This window comes from Alteromonas sp. G4i13 (assembly GCF_054960505.1).
The window spans coordinates 50,424-67,178 of sequence record NZ_JBHNYX010000002.1 but is presented as its reverse complement, the minus strand read 5'-3'; the positions used below and the strand labels follow the sequence as shown (position 1 = coordinate 67,178).

Genomic DNA, 16,755 nt, shown 5'->3' with positions numbered 1-16,755 from the left:
GCAAGTAGGGAAGCCCATGGGCTTCCCCATAGAGGTATAAAAATGGAAATGTCGCTTTTCCTCGTGCAATTACTAAACGGTATTCAGTATGGGCTGTTACTGTTTTTGGTTGCATCAGGTCTCACATTAGTTTTTGGCGTTATGGGTATCTTGAACCTTGCTCATGGCTCTATGTATATGATTGGCGCCTATTTGGTGTATTACTTTGCCGCCATGACAGACAGCTTTTGGTTAGCTGTGGTCATTGCTTGCAGTATTGCTATGGTCATAGGCGTAATTATTGAGCGCTTTCTTATAGTGCATTTATACAAGCGCGACCACCTTGATCAGGTGCTGCTAACGGTTGGTTTAATCTTTATTTTTAACGCCGCACAAAGCTTCATTTGGGGTAACGACCCTCTAGGGGTTGATGTACCTGAGCTGCTGTCATCGTCTATTCAAATTACCGATATTGTTGAATATCCGGTTTATCGCTTGTTCCTGTCGGTATTGTGTGTGGGTATTGCCGTAGGCATGTATTACGTCATCAACAATACCAAGCTTGGCATGATGATCCGCGCCGGTGAGTCTAACCGTGAAATGGTTGAGAACTTGGGCGTGAATATCGGCACATTATTTACCGTCGTTTTCGCCGTTGGCGTTACCTTATCTGCCTTGGCCGGTATTGTTTCTGCGCCTGTGGTGAGTTTAGTACCTGGTATGGGCGAACGCGTACTCATTTCATGTTTTGTTGTGGTGGTTATTGGGGGAATGGGCTCAATAAAAGGGGCTTTTGTGGCGGCCTTGCTAGTAGGCATTGTTGATACGTTCGCATCTGTGCTGTTGCCCGGCATGTCGAGCATGACAATTTACTTGCTAATGGCACTTATCCTTATTTTTAAACCACAAGGGCTTTTCAAAAGTTAAGGTTGTACGATGTCTGTATTTTCTAGCAAAGCTGAAAAAGTATTTATTTTTGCGTTTTTCTTTATTGCATTGGGTATTCCCTTATTTTTCAATGAGAACACGTTTTACGTAAACAAAATCTCCACCATGCTGATTTTGTCTATTTTTGTTATGTCTTTGGACTACTTGGTGGGAAGAACTGGCCTTATCACCCTTGGTCACGCCATGTTCTACGGATTAGGCGGATACTTATTTGCCATTATGATCCCCGAATACGAAGTGGTTAACTTTTGGTTGTATACCTTTTATGTCATGGCCGCTAGCGGTGTTATCGCACTTATTGTTGGTTTGATTGTGCTCAGAACCAGCGGTATTTATATGATCATGATCACGCTGGCATTGGCGCAAATGACATTCTATTTCTTTGCCGACTCAACGGAATACGGCGGCTTAGACGGGTTATTTATATATCTAAAACCCGAAACCAGCATTTTTGGTTTGAATTTCTTAGATTTAGATAACGAGAAGCACTTCTATTACCTGTGCTTGCTATCGCTATTTAACTGCTACGTGTTTTGTAAAGTTAGTTTGCATTCTCGGTTTGGGCGTGTGATTGACGCAATAAAAGAAAACCCTGAGCGTGCCACTGCACTTGGCTACAACATCTTTCACTTCCGTTTAGTGTCGTATGTATTGTCTTCATCACTAGCAGCTTATGCAGGCTACTTGTTCTCGCTTCAATACGGTTTTGTAAATCCAACCATGATGAGTTGGGAAGTCTCAGCCTCTGCATTAGTAATGGCTATTTTAGGTGGTCTAGGCACTATTTTTGGGGCAATTCTAGGTGTATTCGTTTACGAGAGCTTGCACTACAGCATTGAACACATGACACAGTATTGGATGTTCTGGATGGGCTCGCTCATCATCTTAATGGTATTGCTACTTAAAAGTGGTATTGCTGGACTAATTGAACAGTTGGTTGGAGGGAAGCGCAAATGAGTGAATGTATTTTACAAGCTGAAAACCTTTCAAAGCACTGGGGCGGGTTAAAGGCGCTCAACGAATTTAATATTAAGTTTTACGACAAGTCACTGCATAGCATTGTGGGCCCTAATGGCGCGGGCAAAAGTACCATGCTGAATATATTGTGTGGTACGTATCCGGCAACTAAGGGTGTAATTTTGTATCGCGGTGAAAATATTACGGGGCTTAAAAGTCATCAGTTCTGCCGCAAAGGCATAGGGCGAAGCTTTCAGAAAACCAATATTTTCAAAGATGCCACATGCTTGGAAAACTGCTGCATTGCCGCACAGCAACGGGTGGGTAGCAGCTTCAATATGTTTAAGTCGAAGCATTCAAGTAAGCATGTAACTGCGATTGCCGAAGATGCCCTTGAACAGGTAGGGCTATTGAAACAAGCCAATACCAAAGCCAGCGCCATTAGTTATGGTGAGCAGCGCCAGCTTGAAATAGCCATGGTATTGGCGACCGACCCCCAAGTGCTATTGCTCGATGAGCCAATGGCGGGCATGGGCCATGAAGAGTCGCTGATCATTATTGACCTGCTTAAGTCGCTGAAAAAGCGCTATTGCATTGTGCTGGTAGAGCACGACATGGATGCCGTTTTTGAGCTATCTGACCTAATGACTGTGATGGTGGACGGGCAGCATTTGATTACCGATGTGGTCGATAACATTCGAGCAAACCCTTTAGTTCAAGAAGCCTATCTAGGCAACGATGACGAGGTATTTTAACGTGACAGACAACATTCTAGAGGTAAAAGGCATTCATACCTTATACGGGGAAAGCCATATTCTGCACGGGGTATCTTTTGCTATTAAAAAAGGGCAGACAGTAAGTATTATGGGCCGCAACGGAATGGGTAAGTCCACAGCGTTGAAATCTATCTTAGGTCTTGTAAAGCCGCGTAGTGGCACTGTGTTGTACAAGGGCAAAGAAATTGATTTACTACCCACGTGGAAACGCATGCGCAACGACATTGCTTATGTGCCAGAAGGGCGGGGCATGTTTCACAACTTAACAGTGAAAGAGCACTTGCAAATGGCTGCGCGCAAAAATTCGCGAGGTGAAGCGCACTGGACTTATGCCAAGGTGCTTGAGGTATTCCCTCGTTTAAAAGAGCGCTTGACCAATAAAGGCACTCAACTCTCTGGCGGTGAGCAGCAAATGCTAGCTATAGGTAGGGCCCTTTTGACCAACCCAGATTTGCTGATACTTGATGAAGCCACGGAAGGCTTAGCACCGCTTATTCGCAAAGAGATTTGGGATGTTATTCGCAAAATTAAAGAAACCGGTGTGTCGACCATTATTGTGGATAAAAACATTAAGGTATTGCAGACGCTGTGCGACCAGCACATTCTTATTGTGAAAGGGAAAGTGCAATTTAACGGTGACTCGCAAGCCCTTGAGGAAAATCGCGCATTTATTGAAACAAGCCTTGCGGTTTAATTGCGCTGTAATACGGTGAAAAGCTGGGGTAGCATGACGCCCACTTGGATGAAGAGGCAGCAACACAATGGATGACGACAAAGCAATTGCAACCCGAAAAGGCATTGGCTCTCTTGAACTAGGGCTTGAGGTATTAGAGTTAATCTCTGAGCACAGCGGCCCTATCTCGCTAACCAAGTTATCTGAGCTGGCAAAAATGAGCCCCAGTCGGCTTCATAAATACTTGGTTAGCTTGACCAAGCTTGGCTATGTGTCGCAATTAGACAATGCCAAATACATGCTTTCAAACAGCAGTATTCGCTTGGGGATGTCGGCACTAAAACATTCAAACCCCGTTCAAGTGGCCTTTGAATATGCAGACAAGCTACACCAAGAATTAGATAAAACCATTACTGTAACCATTTGGAATGGTGATGTACCGTTAGTGATAAAGTGGTTAGACTCTAGTCACTTTTTGGCGGTGAATATTCGTTTGGGCTCAGAGTTGTCGCCATTTACCTCTGCCGCTGGGCGTATTTTCTTATCCCACCTACCTAAACTGCGATGTAAGACGCTAGTTGAACACTACTACGATTCCCCTGCACCTATGCCACGCTACATGGGTAAGCCTATAAAAAAAGCGATGTTCTACGAATTGCTAGAAGAAATAAAAAAAAGCAACTTGTGTTGTTTTAAAGAAGATTTCTTGCCAGACATTAATGTTGTAAGTGCACCTATTTTTAGTTTAGATGGTTCGGTAAGCACTGTTATTAGCTTGGTGGGCAACAGCAAGGAAACCCCAGTTAATGCAAAAAGTATATATGTACAAGCCGTGAAAAAGGCTAGTAATGAAGCTACCCGTAAGATATCTGGACAGCTTAGAGCAACCTCAGAATGTTACTCTTTTTAAGTTCAGCCTTTAATGATAAAAAAACGGCTTTACTCCCAACTTGGCTTTTTTAGACATGAAGTTATGCATGTGTGACTTTGTAGAAGTGGTGTACACTAATACTCCAACTACATTTATTCAATGCGCTAATAATACTGCTCTTAAAATTAGCATTTGTCCTAGAAGGTAGATATCTGAGCCAAAAGGAGCATGCAAACGAAAAAGATAAAGGGACTTAAAACTTGGGTTCAGTTATGAGATGAGTTTGATAAATTATCATTCATTGAAACTAGTGAAATCAAAAAATAAAAACCGACTCAAAGGTCGGTTTATCGAATAAGAGTGATGACCCATTGCGGATGGGATGGTGTTATCAATCGTGTAAGGTGAATGCTGATCCCCCGTATATGGGGTAGAGCCTAGAGCCGTATCTTCTTCTAAAAGAAGAAGATGGTACCAGTGGGCGGACTTGAACCGCCACGCTATCGCTAGCAACGGATTTTGAAATAAATGCGCATACATTACTTTATTGAAATCATGGGTATATGTTTACATTGAGAAGCTTTGCAAATTCTTTGCAAAGTCAGGCCTCATTCCTACGAACAATGTCAAGAAATCTCTTCCGCTTACTTATCAGGTTGTAATAGTAAAAATCATCAAATGTAATAGTCTTCCGGAACACCTCATCCTGCCAACGGAAGCACGTCACCAACAGAATATGACAGGCAGTATTTTAAGGACATAGAAAGTGTCTAGGAAAGTCAGGCCTTGCCAAATGATCCCCGCACCAATAGTTAAAGTACAAATACGCAACAATCCATAAAGCCATTAATTGAATCAGGGATGGATTAACATCGCCAAAAACGTGGGAACAATGAGTGAGTTTTTAACGCAATGGCAAGAGACTGCTCATACTACCTTGGCACTGTTTATATGGCTTTTTAGGTTTTCGTGCTTGGCTACCTAATAAGCTCAATGAGCCAAGTCTTTGTCAACAAAAAGCGAACGCAAAAACCTATGGAAAAATTGGAGCCAAGAGTGCCCGCCTACCTCTAGTCTAAGGGTACTGCACTCTAAGGCCTATGATGGTTCAATTTGACGTCATTATGGCTTTGCCGGTTTACATAAATGCGGGTGGTTCAATTAGGGAGTACATAAATCATGATGAATTGTATGGGAGAGACGATGGGGGTTGAAATGATGATAGGTATGGGTTTGATCTGGCTACTGGTAGTGATGGTCCTAATCGGGGCAGTGGCTGCGTTGTGGAAATACTTACGTTCAGATAAAGCGCGTGATGAATAGAATTAAACATTTGTCTGCAAGCCCGCAAGCAAATGTCATTTCTTTTCCTTTTTAGTAAATGTTGTCTGGAAAATGTGGTAGGCCCCTTTTATAAAACCTGGTCACAATGGACCCCATGTACGCAGTGCTTATCTGTACTCAGGCAAGTTTTGGAAATGGCGTAATTAGCTTACTTGACTTCTAAAGAAACAAGTATAGAACGAGTGCGAAAAAATATGAAGATTTTATTGGATGGAATATATAAAAGGTAAAACATGGAACCAACAAGAAAAAGTGATTTAAAAAAGGCCAGAACGCTTCAAATATTAAATGTCATCTATGATGCAATTGAAGTCATAGTAGCTTTAATCGCAGGAATAATTGCTAATAGTTCAGCGCTCATAGGGTGGGCATTGGACAGTACAATAGAGGTGTTAAGCGCTACCACGCTAGGCTGGCGTCTACACGGCGAACTTAAGGGAATTGATAAAAAACAAGTAAATAGACGGAAGAAAATCACTCTCTACGTGATTGCCGTATCATTTACTTTGGTCTGCATATTTATATCTTATGATTCCGTTACAAAACTTCTTAGTCAGCAAACGTCAAGCTGGAGCACTATGGGGTTAATCATTTTAGTTACTTCCTTGCTTATCAACCCGATTTTGATTCATTTCAAAAGAAAATATGGCCGCAAGCTGGATAGCCCGGCGTTACTCGCCGATGCTAAAGATACCTTTATCTGCTTATACCAAACGATCGTTGTCCTTGCCGGTTTGCTATTGGTAAATTGGTTTGGTTGGTGGTGGGCTGATCCTGTGGCGGCATTGCTCATTGTACCTTATGCAGCAAAAGAAGGTTGGGAAGCTTACACTAAAGCAAGAGACATCAGTATTGATGAGAAGTAATACCCGCATCACCTTAAATAATTCATTCTCTTAGCACTGACTTGTTTCGTCACGTATCAACCAAGTGCTTCAGGCTCAGGCATCATGATACAGCACAGAATGTAATGTTCCATGCACCGATGGTTGAGATACAAATACGCAGCAATCCATAAAGCCATTAATTGAATCGGCGATTGATTAACATTGTCTTAAAGGAGAGAACAATGAGTGAGTTTTTAACGCAATGGCAAGAGGCGGCTCACACTACCTTGGGTCTGTTTTGGATGGCTTTTTGGGCTTTCGCGCTTGGTTACCTAATAAGCTCAATGATCCAAGTTTTTGTGACCAAAGAGCGCATGCAAAAGTCCATGGGAAAAGCCGGCCCTAAAAGTGTGGCATTGGGCACTTTCTTTGGTTTTATTTCCAGTTCATGTTCCTTCGCTGCGTTATCGACGACGCGTGCCCTATTTGTAAAAGGTGCAGGCTTAGTTCCTTCGCTTGCTTTCATGTTGGCGTCCACCAACCTGGTGGTGGAATTAGGCATAATCATTTCTATTTTTCTTGGGTGGCAGTTCGTTGTAGGAGAATATGTCGGTGGTATTCTGCTTATCCTGGCCGTGTGGCTTTTGGTCAAACTGACGTGTAAAAAAGAGCTTGAGGAAAAAGCGCAATCACACGCGAAAAAAGCAGAGGGAGGCGACAGCCAGGCAAATAGTAAGGAAAAAGGCTGGAAAGATAAAATAATGAGTAAAGCAGGATGGCACCAAGTTGCCAGCCGTTACACAATGGAATGGAAGATGGTATGGAAAGATGTAACCATTGGATTTACGGTTGCCGGTATCATCGCGGTATTCGTTCCCACTGAATTTTTTCAATCTCTCTTCATAGGGGCCGGACAGGAGTCGAATTCCTTTTTACAAATTCTCGCACAGACAATCGTAGGCCCAGTCGCGGCTTTTTTTACGTTTATTGGTTCAATGGGCAACATTCCGCTAGCGGCGGTGTTATTCGGGCAGGGGGTCAGTTTCGCCGGAGTAATGGCGTTTATTTTTAGTGATTTGGTGGTATTTCCAGTGTTGCGGATTCAGGCGCAGTACTATGGCTGGAAAATGGCTATCTATATACTGATTGTATTTCTATGTGCCCTTGTAGGAGTCTCGCTCGTCATGCACTACGGACTCGATCTCTTGGGGCACTTACCAGATGCCTCCGGGTTTCAGTCGATGACCGATCGGGAGTTCTTCAACATTGATTACGCTTTTTTCTTGAATGTGGCCTTTCTTACATTAACCGGCGCATTCATCTTTTGGCATTACTCCAAAAAAGAGAAATCGACCTCAGGCAGTAAAAGCCTTGGCGATTGGGTATTGCTGACGCTTTCGATAATCGCGTATGTATGGCTTGCAATTGGTATTGCTGTGCTTCCATTTTTATAGTTTACAAGCGCAACTTTATGAATTAGTTAACTTTCATTTTGAGTTTTAATATTAGAAGTTGTTCTAAGTTTCAAATCAGTCCCATAAACGAGCAAAGTTTCTTTCATTTAAAACAAGGAGCCAGTGAAAGACGCTTGGAACGCCTTTCACTGGTATTGTGACAGTATAATATCCTCAGCTTCAATATAGCGACTGCTCTTCATTTTAATTGTTAGCCCATTTCTCAATTAGATCTTTGTTCATATTAAAAGGCTAAGAACTTCGGCTGTGTGGGGGATTTATAAAATCAGCTGCCATTATCAAATATAGCTAGGGAAAGTGACTGTCCTATTTACTTTCACAGTGAAACTATGGCTTAGTCGGTCGCAGCGAACGCTGAAGATTCGAAGGTTATGCGTTAATAAAGCGTTCAACGAATTTCAGACACAAAAACCGACTTGCGTCGGCTTATTGTTATCTCTTTCATTGGTAAGAAAAGAGATGGTACCAGTGGGCGGACTTGAACCGCCACCAGGTTTCTAGATTCAGACTAATAGGTCACGTTAATGTGTATTAACATAACCTAAAAATATCTATATAAAACAGGTAGCTATTGTAACTAAGCCATATATACTCGAAGTAAGCGCATTATTTTTTCTTTGCAAATGGGTATTTATGGCTAAGCAGTTAGCAAGACATGACATCGACGACACGCTCTACGTTTTCCTGCAAGATAACAGCAAAAAGTGGTACGCCCGTTTTCAACTTTTCGGGAAGTGGCATTGCAAATCAACTAAACAAGTTGATAAAGAAGAAGCTGTAGCAGCGGCTAGACTGTTACGTATGGAGTGGAAAATAAAAGCGGAAACCGGAACACTCACAACGAGCAAGCGTTTTCGCGATGTAGCTGCAAAAAGCATTCTTGCTATGGAACATGAGCTTGCTCACGGCGGTGGAAAAGTTAGCTACAAAGACTACATTGGGGCTTTGAAAAAATATCATATTCCATTTTTTGACCGTACATATATCACTTCTATTGACCAAGACAAGCTTAAAGAGTTCGACATTTGGCGAATACAAAAGGCTGGTAAGGTTCTTAACAAATCGACTCTTCTAAATCATAACGCTGCGCTACAAATGGTGTTTAAAGCAGCGATTGAAAACCAATGGATGTTGCCAGTTCAGGTTCCAGTATTAAGCAACAAAGGAGAGCAGGGGGCTAGACGTGCTGCTTTCAGCGAAGTTGAATATGAGAAGGTCGTTGAAACTCTCGAAAGTATGAGAGACAACAGCCGTAAGGAAAAGACAAGGCAAATAAGAGAACTTTTACTTGATTATGCTGACGTAGTTGTCAATACAGGTATTCGTCCTGGCACTGAAATGGAAGAACTGACTTGGGCTGACATCTTAATGACGAGACAAGAGCACCAAGTTATTTTTAAAATCAAGGTACGAAAAGGCAAGAACACTAAACATACTGGCACTAGAACCGTTGTGTGCAAAGATGAATTTGTCTTTCCCCTAATGAATTTAATGGATCGTTTTCCTAATCGCCGACCGTCCGACAAGATATTTCTCTTAGCAGACGGTTCAAGTACCAATGAACTGGGTAGAACCTTTGTATCTGCATTAGAAGAAGCAGAGCTGAAGACCAGCCCAGATGGACCAAGAACACTCTATTCGCTGCGCCATACTTACATAACTTGGCAATTACTTAGCCGAACTTTAAGAGTTGATGTACTTGCTCGACAATGCGGTACTAGCATTGCGATGATAGAGCAACACTACAGTCATGTCGTCCCTAGTATGTTTGAGCAGGAGCTATCCGGAGTAACGTTCGAAAATAAAGAAGAAAGGGCAAAAAGCAAACGTGCGCTCGCACGAGGTTTAAAAACCAAAGAGTTACTTACACAGCGCTTCAAGGTTTGGGAGGCTGAGTACAGAAGGCGTGGTTGTATTTAAAGCAACGGTATAGTTCCTGATACTCATGGCTCAAGTGTATGTTCTTTCAATATTTGCTGTTCTGCTTCTAAAATATACTCTTCAGCTCTCCGCCATGGCAGCCTACGGCCAGCATTTTTCATTAGAGTTAATGAGGTCCTCGCTTCGTCCGCTGTAATAAGCTGTAGTATTACAAGTTGTTTTAAGAGCCACACTGTGCCCATGACAACAACAGCTTCATTTTCTGCTGCGGCTCGTAAATCTTTGTCTCCAGTAAGAAGTGGGCACTGATGATGTTTCGCCAACGCAAGCGCAAAACAATCATTGCGGCTAGGTTTTCGATATTGCTCAACAAGCGCTACGCTATAACTTACTAACTCTCCCTCAAGCTCATCAAGTCTCAAACCCAGCTCAATTAAATGGTTGTGTTCTTGTTCTAGTTCTTCGTAAAACAAGATATCGGGGATGGAGAAGTTATAAGGAAGTTGGAACATTTGTGGCAGCAGTTCCCCTTCTTCCATATCAATTAGGATGTTTGCGTCACTAATTAGTAATTGCATCAGCCATTCCTAGCTTACGTTCTTTGTGGAATGCTGAAAGTGGCATTTTTAAAAATTCAGCAGCTTTTGATTCTGTGATGTAATCTTCCGCTAACGCTCGATAGACGAGCTGTTTGTAAAGAAATGTTGTTTCTTGAGGGTAGGCGGTGCCTGGTTCCCGTGTACGCCACTTGAGCTTATTGAATTTCATGTAATATTGCTTTTGCAAAGATGATGAAATTACGTTTGCCTGACCCGCACGAACCAAAATGCCCATCATACTAATGCCAAACTCTTGCTTAAGCATAAATAGCTCACGCGGCTCAAGAGCCTGCCGATATGTGCCAAGGTGTTGTTTGATTGCTATCAAAGGTAGTAAAAAGGCACCTGCAAAGTGGTTGCATGCTTTCTCTTCGTCAATAGTATCAGGTAACCGACCGTGCAATACTAAATGACCTAGCTCATGAGCTAGTGTAAACCGCTGTCGATCTCCAGGCTGTGTTGTTGATACAACAATAACTGGTGACTCGTTGATCTGTCCGGCTAATCCATCAAACTTATTACCTATATTGACGTCGGTACAGATAACCATAATGCCTCGAGATTCAAGGCAATCGATCAAATCAGGAATAGGGTTAAGACCTAACTGCCACTCTTTCCGCATTTGTTCAGCAATAGATTCAATTGCTTCTTCAGAATCAACTGTCTCGGGTAAATTACCTGGTAGAGTAAATTTACTTATCGGACGGACAGAATCTGGAAAAAGGTCTAGCAATTCAGTCCATAATTCAGCTTGATCTAGAACATCGCCATTTATACGGTCGAGAGTTTTCTGTGGGGTATTAGAACGTTTTCGGTACTCAACATGTCCCAACTCCACTTTTGTTGGTCGAAAAAAGTATTCTGAGCGGACTCCTAAAGTCTTTGCGAGTTTATAAAGCTTCCCTGATGACGGCATTGCTTCGCCATGTTCGTATTTCTTAATAGCATTAGCAGATACACCAATTGCAATGCCCAGAGCGTTCATAGACATACCTGCAGCTTTACGTGCTCGCATCAAACGTTCTGAAAACATAGTCAATCTCCAAGTGGTTTATAAATTTTATTATTTCCACTAAATTATAAACCATGGGTGAGTTGATGTCGATGTTTTAACTAGGCCGCAATTAGTGGACTTGTGCTAATTCCTCTAATGAGACCTACGAGTCTATGGCTTATCACCATCGGTTTTTATCGCTATTTGAATTAAAGAGAAAAGATATATCTAACTTGGCCAATTAATACCTTATATGACTTTCTGTGGTGCCCCAGTAAAGAAAATTGCTATTCCAGGCAAGGCTGTTCATGCACGGCAGAGCATCAGAGTTAAGATACTTTGGTACATCACTTTGTCCTAAAAGAAGTAAATCAAGCCAATGCTTCGTTATGAGTGATAAACCACAATAATCTTAATATGACTGTGCAGCGTGCTTAATAGAGCACATTTTGATAATGGAATTGATGTTCTAGGTCACTTTTTGTCGATTATCATTAATTCGTAGTTGTGTAATTCAAATTTATAAGGGTGCTTACTAATCCTGAGCTCAGGATTTACTTCTAAATAATGGTGTAAGGGTATGATTAATAACCTTATATTACTTGAGTTGGTTGTTATTCCTAATTGTTCTGCTTTTTTATTTATTTTTTATGCAGATCGCTGTCGTTTTTTCTAATTCCTCCGTGAGCGGCAATTTCGTGTCGCTGATAGTCAGTCAATTTGTTACGGAGATTAAAATGAGTTTATTAAATGAAGATAAAATTTACGATCTAATCGATCTTATAAATGATTCACACTGCGATTTTGCAGAAAGTGTTACAACCCTTTACATCAATCAGGCTTATAGTGTTATTGGCTTCCCAAACTTCAAGAGTTTCTGTACTGAAACCTTTCCGAGTATAAGTTACTCAATGCTGTTTGAACACGCAAAAGCAGGTGAGATAGCTTTAAGCTTATCTCTACCTGTTGGTAAGTATTCCAATTCATCACTACTAGCAATGCGCAAACTTCATGTTGATGTAAGGTATCGAGTATGGCGTAAGGTCTGTGAAAATCTGAAAATAAAATCTAAGCCCTCACCGGAAAGCGTCACAAAGAAATTTGTTGAACAATGTATTAGCGAAACTGTTGATGCCCCCAAAAGTGGGCCAACTAAGGATGTTGACTTCTCTCGGTTGAAAGAAGCGCTAACGGTCAAAGATGAAAAAGCAATTGCAAAAATAATATTTACGCTAATTGACGACGAAGAGCTAGTGCAAGCGCTAATTGAAGACCTCGAGAATTGCCTCATAGAACTGGAAGAATCAGAGGAGGAACTTTAATATGCGCGGAAATACAATCAATGTAGACATAGACGCCCTAAACATCTTAGTGACCGGGCTATCAAATGAAAACTTGGCCCAATTTGAGCAATCTTTGTTCAAATGTGTGGAAAAGCTTTCGTTCAAGAACCATTGTTCACCATACGCCATCATGAAGCGCTCTAGAAGTTACCAGCAGAGTGTAATTCTGCCGCTGTGCAAAGAATTTCAATATGGAAAGATAAACACTGAAACACCTTGTTTAGTTATAAGCACTGGTTACAGATACTCTATCGATGAAAAGCTTCTAATTCAGTTGAAAGGTTTTCCGCTAACCAGATATCACTATGACGTTGCTCGTTTAAATATCTCACCCGAAAATGTAATAAGAGGCAAGGCTTTACTCCCTTGTTCAGTATATCAATGTTTCATCTAGCGACTGATTTCTTTCGCCCGCTTGGGTCAATTGGCGTTGAGCTACGCGGAAGCAAAAAAAGTGCGTTTTATGTTGAAAATGGATCACTAACAGGAGTAGGTATCGGAAGTTTGCGGTCCACAGTTAGAGTCACAGCGTACAGCCGAAACGAAAAACTCTTGAGGTCTGGCAGACCGAGTGCACCCAGTCTAAACAAGCCTTGCACCCGCATCGAGAAGAAAGTAAAACTGAAGAATGCAACCTGTTGGGAGGAGCTGATTTCACTAGTTGATAAGCATATAGCTCTCGACAATTTGTTTATCTACGACCTCGATAAGTTATGTACATCGACTCAGTTAGACTTCAGATTACTAAACTGTATTAAGAACTTAGGTGCTCATCAAGTTATTGCTGCTCAGCAAAGTGATAATGAGCGGAGAAAGCTGAGAAGGTTGATGGCTCGTCATCGAATAGATATTCATTCCGGGGAATTCAGCTGGGATTATGGACCTTCTATCAAGTACCTCAAGCACTTTTGCAGCCCTTTTCGTAAGTGGGTTAGTAATAGGGGGCGATGTACCCAAAAGGAGTTCGTTGAAACCTTCTTGAAGCAATAACAACAAACCATTAAAGCTAAGGTGCCTGCGTACCTTAGCTTCACTAAACTGGTACAAAACAGCCGTATTACCTTTCACCAACCCTCGCTATCATATATTTAGCTTTTCACAGCAATCCTATTTTATTTCAATACTTTTAAACTAAATATAGGAGCATTTTATGAATGCTGCATGCCCCTATACGCTGTATTTAGGTCGACTTGCACCTAATAGTCAGCGTTCTATTGCTTCACAGCTCAATAGTATCGCCGATTTGCTACGTTGGCCCGAAAAAAAGCGTGAGATGATGTACCACAAGATAGACTTTCAGCAAGCTAGTCATATCAAAGCATTGCTTATTGCTAATGGCTGGTCTGCACGGTCTATAAACAGAGCAATTACAGCAATACGCAGTATTGTAAGCGTGGCTGTTATGTCAGGTCTTGCGCCTGAAATACAATTAGTTCAGCTCCGCGCTATCAGCAAAGTGAGCCACGGCGCGCATGACGGTAAGCCGCTTTCGGTCAAGCAGGTTCAAACGCTATTCGCATATTTGAAACAAAATACGTCCGTACTCGGTATCCGTAATTATGCTGTATTGGCAACACTCCTTGGAACGGGGCTACGGCGAAGTGAGCTAGTTGCGCTATTACTTCAAGACTATGTAGCAGGCTCGGCACTTATTGTGAGGAAAGGGAAGGGGAACAAGAGCCGTACCGTTCACTTACCGGAGTGGGCGCAGCACGCGCTAAACGAATGGCTAGCGTTACGTGGTAAACACAAAGGTTATTTGTTTCACAGAGTAGCGAGAGGTGGGAACATCCAACACGATACTCACTTATCTTCATGTGCTGTTTATTCTCTAATTCGTAAATCATTGTCTGCCATTGGCATTGAGAGAGTGTCACCACACGACCTTCGACGTACTTTCATCACACGTTTACTCGAGCAGAATGTCGATTTAAATACCGTTCGACAGATGGCAGGGCATGCAGATATCAGTACGACGATTATGTATGACAAACGCAGTGAAAAGGTCATGCAACAAGCTGCCTCCTTACTTTCCTACAAATTGTGAGGTCTATATGTCTCATAAAGTGTTAAGAAAGTCTGGTGAGCTGCATTATCTTGCGTGTGAGTGGGGCAAGCGGTTACTTCGATATTTGTCATCAGTTGATACCGATGTACTTAGTAAAAGCCTTGCGTCTAATCTGCGCGGAAGCAGTGTTTCAAGCGTACCGTTTTTCACAGACAGAAATGAAAGCGTTAACTATAAAGCATGCCTAACTATTAGTGATAGGCAGCCTAAGATTACCAAAACGTTTCTAGACAACTGTAGTTTCATCAGAAGCCTAATGGATTTACCGAAACAAACCGATTTGCTTGTTCAGTTCACCTTGCTCTCACAAGTAAATCAGTGGTTAAGGGCGTTAGCTTCATCCGTGCAATTACAAGCTAACCATTTGTCTCTGAATGAAGTTGTTAAAGACATAACAGGTGTTAATGACGAGCAGTTTACTCATGCTACAGCGCGATTGAATCAATATGGTTTCTTACCGGATGTGGATTTTTTATCGTATGATTTTGGTGAAATGCCTAAGGTGCTTATCCGTAAGTTACTTACTGAAAAAATAACTTCCAGAGAGATGCTGGTCGAGCCGCTGCTTCACCCGTCTCCTAACGCTGCATTTGGGCTCAAGGATTTTCCGCATGTCAATACAGAGCTTTTAACGCGATACTTAAATGCTGCTACGCAAGCCAGAAGCGTGGGTACAAGTATATTGCTGTACGGTGACTCTGGAACCGGCAAAACGGAATTATCTCGCGCTTTAGCGAAAAGTTGTGGCAGAACGCTCTATGAAATCCGCTCTACGGCACTAGCTAGCAACTATGCCGATGATGAATTTAACAGCCGTTTCCCTAACAAGGACAGGCTTCGTTATCTTTCGTTACTTAACTCATTACTCACTAAAAAATCTGACGCTATGTTGTTAGTCGACGAGTGTGAGGGCTTATTTGAAAATGCTGATAGCCAGTATAGTAAAGAGCACCTACAGCGTTTCATCGAGCACAACGATATCCCTTGTATTTGGATAACCAATTATGTGCAGAGCCTTGAAGTCAGCTTTATCAGAAGGTTCAAGCTCGCTATTGATGTACCGTCATTGAAACCTGAAGAAATAGAAAGCGTTACGCGCTCCTACTTTCGTGGTTTGGGTTTGTCTCTTGCTGCTCGAAAGCAAATTAGTCAGGTAGAGAATATCACGCCTGCGATAGTGGCAAATGCAACTCACATTGCGCATACCATCAAAGCGAAGAACGTCGATGCAGAGGCTGTGGTAAACGATGTCGTCGAGTACTCTCTCAGAGCGACAGAGCAGTGGCAAGACAAGCTTAACTACAAGGGCGAAATTCTGTTTGATGCAAGCTACCTCAACATCAAGCAACCACAAGTCTACCTTGATGATATTACTTATGCACTTAAGCACAATCTACCTAGTCGAACGTTAATTTCTGGCCCACCGGGAACAGGGAAAACCGCCTATGCTCATTATCTTGCTGAGTTAAACAATAGGAAGCTCTTGCGGGTTAAATGCTCGGACGTATTAAGTAAATGGGTGGGTGAAAGCGAACGGAAAATTGCTGAACTCTTCCAGCGCGCACACACAGAAGAGCAGGTTATCCTTCTTGATGAAGTTGACAGCTTACTCAGTGCTCGTGAAGGTCTAAATGCTCAACATGAACTTCAGTTCGTTAACGAGTTTCTAACGCAAATAGAGTGTTTCACGCAGCCCTTGTTTGCTGCTACAAACTTTGTTACCAAACTAGATAAAGCGGTATTGCGTCGTTTCGACTTCAAGATTGATTGTCAGTACTTAACTTCAGTGCAAGTGCTAGAGCTGTATAAACAAATAACAAGAGTTAAAAGGCTAAGCAAGTCAGAAAGTGCAACGCTGCTTCAACTGAAATACCTAACTCCAGGTGACTTTGCCATCTTAGCGCGCCGCACTAAGTTTAGCTCTAACGCATCAATTCGAGATTTTGCCATCAACTTATTGGCAGATGAAAACCAACGTAAGCAAGCAAAACCCCAACCGGGCTTTATTCGCCCTCACTAA

14 protein-coding genes are annotated in these 16,755 nt (G+C 42.1%); 11 read left to right on the top strand and 3 right to left on the bottom strand.

What is annotated here, in order from left to right:
- Positions 1-42 precede the first annotated feature (42 nt).
- From ACFI6J_RS01275 to ACFI6J_RS01240, 8 genes are all read left to right on the top strand, one after another.
- Positions 43-906, top strand: a complete 864-nt coding sequence (locus ACFI6J_RS01275; protein ID WP_069944866.1) for a branched-chain amino acid ABC transporter permease — start codon at positions 43-45, stop codon at positions 904-906.
- A gap of 9 nt (positions 907-915) precedes the next feature.
- A complete protein-coding gene (locus tag ACFI6J_RS01270) occupies positions 916-1,884 on the top strand; it encodes a branched-chain amino acid ABC transporter permease (protein WP_069944865.1) in 969 nt (322 codons plus the stop codon).
- Complete coding sequence (locus tag ACFI6J_RS01265) at positions 1,881-2,639, top strand: ABC transporter ATP-binding protein (RefSeq protein ID WP_069944864.1); 759 nt, start codon at positions 1,881-1,883, stop codon at positions 2,637-2,639. The genes ACFI6J_RS01270 and ACFI6J_RS01265 overlap by 4 nt, the downstream gene beginning before the upstream one ends.
- A 1-nt stretch (position 2,640) precedes the next feature.
- Entirely contained in the window at positions 2,641-3,354 is a 714-nt protein-coding gene (locus tag ACFI6J_RS01260) for an ABC transporter ATP-binding protein (protein ID WP_069944863.1), read from the top strand.
- Between the two features lie 67 nt (positions 3,355-3,421).
- A complete protein-coding gene (locus ACFI6J_RS01255) occupies positions 3,422-4,243 on the top strand; it encodes an IclR family transcriptional regulator (protein WP_069944862.1) in 822 nt (273 codons plus the stop codon).
- A gap of 1,538 nt (positions 4,244-5,781) precedes the next feature.
- The gene (locus ACFI6J_RS01250) at positions 5,782-6,414 is read left to right on the top strand and encodes a cation diffusion facilitator family transporter (protein ID WP_015067954.1); all 633 of its coding nucleotides are present in this window, start codon (positions 5,782-5,784) and stop codon (positions 6,412-6,414) included.
- Between the two features lie 203 nt (positions 6,415-6,617).
- Entirely contained in the window at positions 6,618-7,829 is a 1,212-nt protein-coding gene (locus ACFI6J_RS01245) for a permease (protein ID WP_061095220.1), read from the top strand.
- Positions 7,830-8,483: 654 nt separating this feature from the next.
- A complete protein-coding gene (locus ACFI6J_RS01240) occupies positions 8,484-9,770 on the top strand; it encodes a site-specific integrase (RefSeq protein WP_348670606.1) in 1,287 nt (428 codons plus the stop codon).
- Positions 9,771-9,793: 23 nt separating this feature from the next.
- Here ACFI6J_RS01240 and ACFI6J_RS01235 read toward each other — a convergent pair whose 3' ends face one another.
- Both ACFI6J_RS01235 and ACFI6J_RS01230 read right to left on the bottom strand, forming a co-directional pair.
- Positions 9,794-10,309: a PIN domain-containing protein gene (locus ACFI6J_RS01235; RefSeq protein WP_015067951.1), complete on the bottom strand. Its 516-nt coding sequence runs from the start codon at positions 10,307-10,309 to the stop codon at positions 9,794-9,796.
- Complete coding sequence (locus ACFI6J_RS01230; RefSeq protein ID WP_069944860.1) at positions 10,293-11,363, bottom strand: helix-turn-helix domain-containing protein; 1,071 nt, start codon at positions 11,361-11,363, stop codon at positions 10,293-10,295. The genes ACFI6J_RS01235 and ACFI6J_RS01230 overlap by 17 nt, the downstream gene beginning before the upstream one ends.
- A 698-nt stretch (positions 11,364-12,061) precedes the next feature.
- Here ACFI6J_RS01230 and ACFI6J_RS01225 point away from each other — a divergent pair.
- On the top strand, positions 12,062-12,646 hold the full coding sequence (locus ACFI6J_RS01225; RefSeq protein ID WP_015067949.1) for a hypothetical protein: 585 nt from the start codon (positions 12,062-12,064) through the stop codon (positions 12,644-12,646).
- Positions 12,647-13,429: 783 nt separating this feature from the next.
- Here the strand turns inward: ACFI6J_RS01225 and ACFI6J_RS01220 are convergent.
- On the bottom strand, positions 13,430-13,735 hold the full coding sequence (locus tag ACFI6J_RS01220; protein WP_139125438.1) for a hypothetical protein: 306 nt from the start codon (positions 13,733-13,735) through the stop codon (positions 13,430-13,432).
- Positions 13,736-13,817: 82 nt separating this feature from the next.
- Between ACFI6J_RS01220 and ACFI6J_RS01215 the strand changes: the two genes are divergently transcribed.
- Positions 13,818-14,714, top strand: coding sequence for a tyrosine-type recombinase/integrase (locus ACFI6J_RS01215; protein WP_049588295.1), 897 nt, complete (start codon positions 13,818-13,820; stop codon positions 14,712-14,714).
- A gap of 7 nt (positions 14,715-14,721) precedes the next feature.
- Positions 14,722-16,755, top strand: a complete 2,034-nt coding sequence (locus tag ACFI6J_RS01210) for an AAA family ATPase (RefSeq protein WP_462585613.1) — start codon at positions 14,722-14,724, stop codon at positions 16,753-16,755.

Bases quoted from the DNA above. Each gene is read 5' to 3' on its own strand.
- ACFI6J_RS01275 (WP_069944866.1), top strand. From the start codon at position 43: ATGGAAATGTCGCTTTTCCTCGTGCAATTACTAAACGGTATTCAGTAT.
- ACFI6J_RS01270 (WP_069944865.1), top strand. From the start codon at position 916: ATGTCTGTATTTTCTAGCAAAGCTGAAAAAGTATTTATTTTTGCGTTT.
- ACFI6J_RS01265 (WP_069944864.1), top strand. From the start codon at position 1,881: ATGAGTGAATGTATTTTACAAGCTGAAAACCTTTCAAAGCACTGGGGC.
- ACFI6J_RS01255 (WP_069944862.1), top strand. From the start codon at position 3,422: ATGGATGACGACAAAGCAATTGCAACCCGAAAAGGCATTGGCTCTCTT.
- ACFI6J_RS01250 (WP_015067954.1), top strand. From the start codon at position 5,782: ATGGAACCAACAAGAAAAAGTGATTTAAAAAAGGCCAGAACGCTTCAA.
- ACFI6J_RS01245 (WP_061095220.1), top strand. From the start codon at position 6,618: ATGAGTGAGTTTTTAACGCAATGGCAAGAGGCGGCTCACACTACCTTG.
- ACFI6J_RS01240 (WP_348670606.1), top strand. From the start codon at position 8,484: ATGGCTAAGCAGTTAGCAAGACATGACATCGACGACACGCTCTACGTT.
- ACFI6J_RS01235 (WP_015067951.1), bottom strand. From the start codon at position 10,309: ATGCAATTACTAATTAGTGACGCAAACATCCTAATTGATATGGAAGAA.
- ACFI6J_RS01230 (WP_069944860.1), bottom strand. From the start codon at position 11,363: ATGTTTTCAGAACGTTTGATGCGAGCACGTAAAGCTGCAGGTATGTCT.
- ACFI6J_RS01225 (WP_015067949.1), top strand. From the start codon at position 12,062: ATGAGTTTATTAAATGAAGATAAAATTTACGATCTAATCGATCTTATA.
- ACFI6J_RS01215 (WP_049588295.1), top strand. From the start codon at position 13,818: ATGAATGCTGCATGCCCCTATACGCTGTATTTAGGTCGACTTGCACCT.
- ACFI6J_RS01210 (WP_462585613.1), top strand. From the start codon at position 14,722: ATGTCTCATAAAGTGTTAAGAAAGTCTGGTGAGCTGCATTATCTTGCG.